General features: G+C 35.6%; 4 protein-coding genes. All 4 read left to right on the plus strand.

Annotation, left to right across the window (positions count from 1 at the left end):
- Positions 1–527: 527 nt before the first annotated feature.
- The 4 genes from D5281_RS01980 to D5281_RS01995 all read left to right on the plus strand — a co-directional run bounded on the left by D5281_RS01980 (position 528) and on the right by D5281_RS01995 (position 9,602).
- Positions 528–4,604, plus strand: a complete 4,077-nt coding sequence (locus D5281_RS01980; RefSeq protein ID WP_160558451.1) for a tetratricopeptide repeat protein — start codon at positions 528–530, stop codon at positions 4,602–4,604.
- Between the two features lie 930 nt (positions 4,605–5,534).
- Positions 5,535–5,708 carry a hypothetical protein gene (locus D5281_RS01985; protein ID WP_160558452.1) on the plus strand — a complete coding sequence of 58 codons (174 nt, stop codon included), beginning with the start codon at positions 5,535–5,537 and terminating at the stop codon, positions 5,706–5,708.
- Between the two features lie 50 nt (positions 5,709–5,758).
- Positions 5,759–7,006 carry a hypothetical protein gene (locus D5281_RS01990; RefSeq protein ID WP_160558453.1) on the plus strand — a complete coding sequence of 416 codons (1,248 nt, stop codon included), beginning with the start codon at positions 5,759–5,761 and terminating at the stop codon, positions 7,004–7,006.
- A complete protein-coding gene (locus D5281_RS01995) occupies positions 6,993–9,602 on the plus strand; it encodes a hypothetical protein (RefSeq protein ID WP_160558454.1) in 2,610 nt (869 codons plus the stop codon). The genes D5281_RS01990 and D5281_RS01995 overlap by 14 nt, the downstream gene beginning before the upstream one ends.
- Positions 9,603–10,133 lie beyond the last annotated feature (531 nt).

A 10,133-nucleotide genomic window follows, 5' to 3' on the forward strand; every position in this document is an offset into this window, starting at 1 on the left:
GTTTGCGTAGGGATGGATGTACACAAAGAAAGTTTTTTACGCTGCTGTTACACAAGATGAGGAAGAAGATCCTGAATACTGCCAGAAAGTCGATGGACAATACAGTAAAATGCTTAACTAACGGGAAGTCATGTGTTTCCATTACGGAAACAATGCCGTATTTATTTGCGGTTATGAGACTAACTGTCTGGGCTTCACGTCCTACCACCAGTTCATCAGTCACAATATGAAGTGTGTCATTCCGGCCCCGGCAACGATGCCCAAACCAGCAGGCAGGAAAAAGTACGCAGGCTGTCGTATTTCATATGGGGTGATGGCAGGAAACATTGCATAAAGGCAGATATAACATTGTCCTTTAAATATCAAGGCCAGGCCATCGGTGACGGTGTTTGCGGCCTTTTCATTTAAAGCCCGAAACTACAGAAACTTAATAAGTATTTGTAAGTAGCAAAGCGCTGCCCGCAGATGCAGCACGAAACAACCGGAGGCATATGAGATGAAATAAAAGAAAGGGGTTAGGGTTTATTATGAAACATTTTTTCTTTTCTTATGATGAAAGTTTCAAGCTGGATAAGTTATTGATAGAATATGTGAGTCAGGAGTCTGCTCCTAAGGATGATAAAGCGTTAAAAGTATATTATGATATGACAGATATTATTTCTGACAAGCGATTTGAACAAAATGATGATGAGCTGTTAAAAGATCTTGCAGAAATAGAAGAAAAAAATATGGGTATGGATCCTGATAAGCATAAAGACGATTCTAAAGGGAATGAGCACTTGCGCTTTCGAGGGTTGAAGACATTATGGAACAGAGTTGAGGGACAGTATAAACTATTTACTGCGGATAACAAGGAAATGTTATATAACAAGCCTATAGATAGCGAAGAAGTGGATAAACAATATAAGCTATCAATAATGTTGGTATTGTATCATCTGGTAAGGGGTAATCTTTGCCTGAGAATCTCGCAATACTACTATGAAAATTATGAGCTGGATGCTTCAGATAGTTGGGCAAGCAAAGGAATTGAAATTTTCTGGCATGGAAAGAACAAGGCTGCTGCACTGCGGGATTCTGCTAAATCAGATAAAAGGGTACAGGCGGATCTGTACCTTCGGTTGATTAAACTGAATCTGGCAAAATATTATCGTGATTATGCACGTAAGAACCGCAGAAGTGATTTTGATGCTGCGCTGGATGAATTTAAGCAGGTAAGATATCGTATGGAACAAGAGTATAGCCATATTAGCAATCCGGAACAGAAAAGACAGTATGTTCTGATATGGATGGATGCGATTATTAATATTGCAAAAATACATAGAAGAAAGTATCAGACAGAAATTTCCGAAAAGGAGATAGTGTTTTTATACAGCTGCCTGAAAAACAGATTATTGGCCAAAGATCCGGCATTTCAGGTACAGAAGGATTCAGGTAAGAAAGAAGGCTTACAGGTATGGCTGGAGAAGGCGGATAAAGTAATTTCAGGCAAGATGAAGCGTTTGCAAATAGAAGGTGAGCGATTTCTGGAAAACGATGAGGATATGTTGGGCTTAAAGAGAGAATCGTTTGAAAAATGTGATGACTTGAATGTTTATGACAGAAGAAGATATTTTCTTCTGGTTTTATTGGAGCTTTCCAGAATTCAGCGTGATCTGCATTTTGAGGAAAATTATAAAGGCGCAATAGCAATAGCTGTTATTGCTGCTCAATGGTCAAGTGAACTGGATAAGAAAGACGGGTATATACCAGGGTATAATATTGATGCTCTGATTACAATTTCAAGTAGTCTTAGAAAATATATCAAGTTTCAAAATGTTGCCAGTTCCAAAGAACTGCCGTTGGAACAAATTACTATAAAAATAGATGAAAATGAATATCAACTGAAATTTTGGGATGAGGAACGAAAGGAGCATGCTGTTGCCAGTCTTGAAACGTTAATAGATAAACTGGATGAGTTTGCAGGAAAGGGGCACTTGAAATCTAAGGTGGAAGTGATGAAATGGCATTGCCTGTATCTGCAGGAGCCCAGACTGCTGGCCTGTATTAAGGATAAGGTTAAGAAATCTCTTTTTCAGGAGGGGGAATCAAACTGCCAGCTCCAATTTATGAACGGGCTTTTGGCTTTGCGTTCTGAAAAATATGAGGAAGCAATTGGGATTTTTATGGATCTGCTAGCACAGAATTGGAAGGAGATGCGGTATATTCGTTTGGGAACCCTTGGATTAAAGACCAGGTATCTGCTCGCCAATTGTTACATGTCACGGGCAGAATTTTCCAAAGCAGAGAAAATACTGAGATATCTACATGACTCATTGGCGGTTGCAAAAAAGAGTAGAAAAAGTCAGGGAGTGGAAGGAAGTACGGATGCAGAAACGGACGCCAGGGTTGAGATTGATCTGGGTTATTGTTGTATGCAACGGGGAGCTTATGAAGAAGCGATTGAGATTTATAAAAGGATGTACGGTGATGGAGGCGCACTTGATGCGGAGCCACATTTTGGTTTAAAGCAGGTAAAAAAACAACGGCGTATTATGGGATTGAACAATTATGCATCAAGTTGTATTTTTTCTATTAATGACGACCCAAGCGGAAAGATATCCGGTATAAAAAGGAAAATCGAAACAGCGAGGAGAATTTTCTGTTACATGGATACTCACTTTTCCGATCAGGATAACGAAAAGGAAGCTGATCGGTTTGAATGGAATCCTGAAACAAATCTTTTGAAAGGATATTATACACTTTGCACAGGGATAGAGCCGGGAGCGGAACCAATGACTGACGAGCAGATTAATATGTGTCAGAACATATCGGGAACAGCTGACTTACATATAAGAAGTCAGGCACTTTTGAGGTCATTTCCATATTTCAAAAAGGCGAGTATGATCGGGCAGGTTTTTCCGTCACAATATGACCTGCTGGATGAGTATGACAGAGGGAATAAGGCCAAATTGAGAAACGAAATTGAGCGTATATCGGTCTATATTATCAGCTTGACAAAGCTGCAAAAGTTATATCTGGCCAAGCAGAAGAGTATCGAAGAACTGAACGCAAAATGGAAAGAATCAGAAGGACAGGATAATATAAATGGATTATTTGGTGCGGGATTTCAGGTGACGAAACAGCAGCTAGAATATTTGATGGCAAGCAAGCGGAATTTGGTGAGATTCCTTCTTCATTTCCCTGCAAATTATAAAATTTCATTAAAAGCTGCAATTGCGCTGGCTGAGTGGCTGCTGAATAATGATGAAAGAATAAAAAAAACAAAGATGGACGAAAAAAAATATACCAAAGCCGAACGCCTGCAGAATCAATTGTATCGTTCGTTTAGTTATATCAGGATTTATGAAGAACGTGGAGCCGGGGTCTTTAATACTTTGCGGGATAACGGCAAATTCCGTTTCTTTACTGCGGCCCAGAGGGGTAAATTCTGCGCGCTTCTTCTGGCCATGTATAAGCCCATTAAAGCGCTTAAGGAAGAATGCTGTTTTAATATGGAAGATAAAAAACGCACTTCGCATCTGGTACATTATACGAACATGGAAACACTGAAAAAAATTTTGGCCGGAGAACCCCGGAAAGAGGATTCCTCTGCGGCGCAGGCAGACTGTTGGGATATTATGGATTCGGAACAAAGGGAACTGGGGACAGACAGGCATGTAAAAAAAGATACAGCCCCACGCTTTCGAATCAATAATTGCGGATATATGAACGATGTTTTTGAAGGAAAAGTTTTTTTAAAGAGCATAGCTTTTATTTCGGAAGATATCCCATCCATGCACTCTCCCATGCAGTCCCAGTTTGTGGAAAAGTATTTTCCGCAGATTAACCGTTCGCACGAGGATTTGCTGCCCAGTAGCAGCAATGTCTATATTGGATCGTTTTCAGTAAAAGCAGACAGCTTTCCTATGTGGAACGGATATTCGGAGAAAGAGTCGGGGTGTAATATCGAGTTCGGAGAAGGTTTTTTTGATATTGATGGGATTCCGTATCTACCCAAGGCATTGCGTGACTATACGCTTTCCAAGTATACGGATCAGGATTATCCATTATATATTGTCCAGTATATTGGTTCACAGTTTGAAACCAAATATAAGGCAAATAAGGAAAATTACAAATACCGGGAAAAGGATTATGAAACCTTTCACACCCATGGGCATCTGCAGAACTGCGGAACAGAGGCGATTTGTTATGAGGACCTGTTTCGGATTTTGCAGCAAATTAATTCTCGGTGGAAAGAGTTGGATGAATATCTGGAAGAAAAGCAGTTTGAGAATGCTGTTGGGGAGAGCAAGGACGTTATCCGGGCGTTTGCAGCAGATAGAATTAATGAAATACGTTTTCTGTTTAAGGACGCGGACTATGAATATGAAGGAGAAGTCCGGGTCATATATACGGACTCTGCGGATAGCTCCGTTGCAAAATATAATATGGAATCGGCAGTACCGCGTGTATATGTCGATATAGAGAGGGAAGTGGAGGATCTGACAATTCGTTTGGTCAGCCGGATTGAAGATGCTACCGTTGATAAGTATGTAACTTGGTTAAAGCATACAAAAAGGGTGAAAAAGGTAGAACTGGCAAAGCAAAATCGGTATACTACATAATTGCTTATATATGGACTGTTATGTTTTCTTTTTTCAAACAGGATATATTACCATATTTTGAATGGAGAAGGTTATCGGCATGGTAAATTCAGAGAAATGGATTCTTTTATATAAATTGAACTGTCACAGAATATATAACAAAGATGAGATTTTCGATAAAGTCCGTTTACCTGCAGGATGAAAGCCGGATCAAAGCCCATTTTCTTATTAAGATAAGAATGTCTTGCGAAGCGTATCACCCGTTGTATGTTTCTTACCATCTGTTAGGAAAAGGCTTGACAGTGAATATACCTGTGAAGAAATTATACCAATTATCAGTTCATAACCAAAAACCAGATGAAGACATTAAAAATATAAGCAATTATTCAGTGCTCCTTTAAGGGCATAATAGTTCCTAAATCAAAGTATAGAAGTTCCTATTATAATATATTGATTTATAATATAATTCTTACACGACTTTGCAAGCAGCCTTTATACTTTAAACGTTCAGTAGGGGCAAACCAGCGTTTCTGTAGAGTCATACCCTGATTTTTTTATAATAAATTTTTGTCATAGCAACAACGAATGTTTTCAGAATAAATTGTAATATAGAACAAAAATATAGTTTTTTTTTCTGTTTTATAATCCATATTGCATTGCTGTTTAGAAAAAAGTATGACAGCTGATCGTCAAAATCAACATAAAAAGCAAAAAACTTTCAAGAAAGTATTGTGTGCTTTAGGGAAATGTGTTATGATGAAGCGCATATAAGTGTCGATATTTTTCATTGATTGGTACCTTGATAATTAAATCTTAAGTTCTACTATGTATAAGCAGCGAACAGTATTGGCATACTATTTGTCAATAGCAGAACTTGATGAGCGATAATACAATCGTGAAAAATGATTAACACTTAAATGATAAATAAATTGGGAGGCAGATTACGCAAAGATGGAAAAGGAATTTGTATTGGAAATAGATACAGCACACTATTTGAGGGAAACGGAAGATACGGACGATGATATACTGTATCATGATTCCAGATATTATCGAAAGGATAAAGAAATCTTTGCCCTGCATACGGATAATAGAATATATGAACCTACATCTAAAAGCCAGCCTTAATTTAAGGAGGCTTTTATTTTTGGCTAAAATCAATATAAGAGGAGTAAATCATGAATACAAAAGAAAGCAGGGAAGAACCAAATACTTATATAAAGCTTTTCTATAGTACATTCAGTCATTTTTATGGTAAAGACAATGTCAATTTTTCAAAGGCAGACGAAGATGATGCCCTGGACATTGCCTTACCAGATTGTACGATATTTAAAATAATGGATAAGGCTTCAAAAAATACATATACAATAAAAGCGTCTTTTGCGCATAGTTCAAAATTGTTTAATTCATTCCTTTTTAAAAGCATTAGGGAACATTTATTTAGAAATAATATATCAAATCTTACTGATGTGGAGACAGAGGCGCTTGGAAATAGAATTTACCAGAGAGCTTGCTCGCTTTTAGGAGAATATATAAGGGATTATCTCCATATACATATCGAAGATATTACAGAGCTTTCAGGGACCTATTATGAACATTCAGAAAGCAATGGAAATATCTGCTTTTTTCTGACTTCCAAAGATGCCTTATGTCTCAAACTTGCTAATTGTGCATTCTCTGACAAGGTTTCCTTTTGTGGAACTAATATAAGAAAGATAAGAAAACTGTTAGAAATTACAAATGGTACCTCCTCAAAGGAGCCTTTAGGATTAGCATTTGCTTTTGACGGAGAATGGTGGTTGAAAGGTTTTACAAATTCTATCCATCAGGAGCAGCAACTGATATGTTTTAATTTCGTCAAACATATGGTATGGGATATGTATTGGGGGACGGAGACCCTCAGATATAATTGTGGGAAATACATTTCTTCTAAAACAAACTATAAAGCACTATTTAAAAAGAGAATTGATGGTTTGGCGAGAACAGAGCATGATAAGATATGGCCTCTAGTCCATGCAGCGATACACCAAACGCAGGGAACTACGTTGATAATTATATGTGAGGAAAGAGAAGTTATAGAAGATAGAGTTAAAGAACTGCTTAAATCTTCTTCAGGCACAATGTTGGATACAGTGCATTTAGACCCCCAATATGTAAGCAGACTAACTGCAATAGATGGCGCATTAATTATCGATAACGAAGGAAATGGATATGGGTATGGAATGATTCTTCCATTTAAAGGAAGCACAACAATAAAAAAAGATCCCGGTCGCGGAGCAAAATTTAATTCAGCAAAGTTATATATTGCAGACCAATCAAAACGTGGAATGAAAGCAATGGCAGTCATTGTATCCGAAGATGGAATGGTCCATTTTTATTCTACTGATGATGCAAAAGAAGAAGAGGAAAAAAATGCAGAAGGTTAAGATTGATAGCAGAGAATTTCGACTTGGAAAATGGAATATTCCCAGAAACGAAAAAGCAGATTACCCAATTGGTGATATGTACTATGCATTAGGATATTTTGATATACTTGGCATAGAAAAAATAAAAGAAAGTGAACACCACCTGCTTACACAGGCGTACGAAAGTTCTTATCGCCGGAAAGAGGTTTTTCAAAGTGATTTTTTTGTGCAGGAGATAAAAGCCTTTACCAATATATCCAAAAACCCGGAAGTGGGATTTGAAGCTGAGCAAATAAAAGACTTTTGGGAGGATGATTCTATTCTTTTATGTTTTTCTATGCTGCAATTATATTTAAAAAATGATGTAGAAAGTATATTAAGAAAAATAAGAGAAGTATTTACCTCAGTAAAATATTTATACTATTTCACATTTGACTACAGTGGCATTGTTATATTAGCAAAAAACATTTCTATCAAAGACTATATGGAATTATTATTTAAAATCAATTATAGCAACAAAAAAGATGTTAAATTGGTTAAAGATACTTTTTCTATTTACGGCCTTCGAAAAGAAAATCTTAAAGCGATATTCGAGAAATTTTCAGAAAATCAATGGAGCAAAGAGAATGTATTAAAATATCTAAATGATAAGGAAGAATATGAAATTGTTGTTAATATCAGCGTGCAAAATTATTCTGCATATAAATTTTTAGAGAAAGACTTACATGATTTTGAAAAAAAATATGGCTATACAAGCGAATCATTTAAGCTTTCAGGAAGACATGATATCTCAGTTGTAAATAGAAAAACAGATATGGGATGGCTCCTGTTCATACAATATCTGTTAAATCTGTATACTGGCAAATCTGTTGGCGATTTTTATGCATATGAATCTTTTATCAAAGTAGGGCTTAAAGAAGAGTATCCTGATCAAAAAAGTGATTTTAAAATATATGACCCTTTGGTTAATAGAATAAAAAATGCTCAGGAGGAGTTTGTAGAAAAAGCAAAGGAATGCGGATATGATTCATATTGCATTCCAGTGAAAGAAGTTTCTGCTTCCATCATAAGTCTTTTACATAATGGCTTTGCAGAAGATTTTGTAATCTGCATTTATCAACCTTTTATTGAATTTTTAGAATACTTGCATAGCAAAATGGAAGAACAGATTGAAAATGAAAAAGCAAATATCCAATATTCTGAAGCATTCGATAAATGTTTTTGCTCCTATTATGATGGCTTAAATGCATTAGTAAACAGTGCAATGCATGCAGACCGTCAATTTATTCGAGCAACATCCTTCAGCAATATTTTTTATGACGTTCCGCCTAAAATCATGGCCTTTTATGTTGCTATAATTTATAAAACAATGGGAATTATGCAAACAAGCGGAGAAAAGAAATATACCTTTTTCATGTCTCCTAGCTTTTCAGATGAGGTTAATGTAAAGATAATTTCTTATGATGAGGTGGAAATGCCTTGTGACAGGCTCCTCAAAGTTTCAATAAATGAGCGATCACTGTATAATCCGAAAGCAGTTATAAGACGAATGACACATGAAATTGCACATTTTGTTGGTGGTCCCTTAAGAAAACGTTCTCTGAGAATGGAAAAAATAATTGATACTATAGTTTATATAATTTTACGACAAACATTGTACATAGATTTTAAACTTGATAGCTCCTTTATAAATTTGAAGAAAAAAATTGTTACGAATATTATTAATGATTATGGCATTAATTGCGAAAGTAAGAATTACTCTAACGATTTAAAAGAATTGTATAGACAGATTATTCGTTATATGACCCATTCTGAAACAACGGTGCACGAAGAAATAAGGAAATATGTATTTCAAAAAATAGAAGATTTGCTGCGCGAAGGCAAATATACTTATTTTTCTAAAATTATAGAAAGAGAAAATGAATCTAATGGTTGCGGAGTAATTGACAGTTTTCATTCAGAATTACAGCTTACGCTAATTCAAAAAGAATATTTATCAAAATTGATATTAAAAGATATAGTCCGTGAAATGTCAATATTATCAGGTGAAAAAAGCAGTAAAAGTATAGTCAATTCTATGGGAAATACTATCTTAAGGGGAGATAAACCTTTAAAAAAATATATTAGAGGACTTATTTCGTTATATTCAGAAACCTATTCAGATTTGCAAATGATATTGCTATTAAAGATATCCTATGAAGATTATCTGAATGGTTTCATAGATGATGAAAAGATAGATGTATACAGCTTAAAGAAAAACAATGAAGATATAAGCAGAATTGCAGTAACTTCTCAATTAATGCAGGAAAAAGAAAAATGGGAATCGGAACTCGCCCCCAAAATGCCAGAAAAAACCAAGCTGCTGCATACATATATTAAAGAATTCCAAGCGGAAACCAAATATGATGGTAATCCATATAAAGCGCAGAATCAAAATTTGAAAGAATACCTCAAGGCTTGTCTTGAACTAAGCGAAGAATATTATGAAAAGAAACAAGCAGATATTCTAGAATTAAGAGAGGTACTTCACACTTTAGTTAAATATGAAGACGCAAAACGAGTATATTCTACTATATGCAGTGTAATTTCAAAATATTGTGAAACGTTAGAGATATAAATAAACCATTGTGCAAGTATGGTCCATGCGGATGTTGATTTTTCTAAAAAACGCTGCGAGGTAACAAATGAAAAATCTTATTTTAAAATCAGATGATTTATCCGGTTTAGCTATCGACCCAGCCAAAACACTGTTATTTTTATCGGATATGACGGGGTGGAATTCTCTGACATTAAACCTTTCTTTGATGGATTAGAAGAACAGATTTTTCTAGGAAAAGCCATATATTTACATTATTGCAGAGATGTAAAATGCGAAAAGGGGGTTAAAGGAGGTAAGCACGCAGAAGCAATTATGCTTCGGAGGATATTTTGAATCCGCAAATAATAAATTCTTTACATATACTTCCGAAAATGGTATAAATTGGTAATTATAATGAGGTATAGTATAAATAAAATAATACCAAATATGGGAGGGACAAAAGATGCAAGCTCAAGATGTTTTAGTTGAAAGAATCAATAACTCAAACTTCGCATTTGAATAAGCGCAGATGCACCTTGAAAATTCAATAAAACTGGCAATAAAATAGCA

The sequence above is a fragment of the Parablautia muri genome (assembly GCF_009917485.1).
In the GTDB taxonomy this organism is placed as follows: domain Bacteria; phylum Bacillota; class Clostridia; order Lachnospirales; family Lachnospiraceae; genus Suilimivivens; species Suilimivivens muri.

What these genes read in the sequence shown, in the direction of transcription:
- D5281_RS01980 (WP_160558451.1), top strand. Translation starts at nt 528, where the DNA reads ATGAAACATTTTTTCTTTTCTTATGATGAAAGTTTCAAGCTGGATAAG.
- D5281_RS01985 (WP_160558452.1), top strand. Translation starts at nt 5,535, where the DNA reads ATGGAAAAGGAATTTGTATTGGAAATAGATACAGCACACTATTTGAGG.
- D5281_RS01990 (WP_160558453.1), top strand. Translation starts at nt 5,759, where the DNA reads ATGAATACAAAAGAAAGCAGGGAAGAACCAAATACTTATATAAAGCTT.
- D5281_RS01995 (WP_160558454.1), top strand. Translation starts at nt 6,993, where the DNA reads ATGCAGAAGGTTAAGATTGATAGCAGAGAATTTCGACTTGGAAAATGG.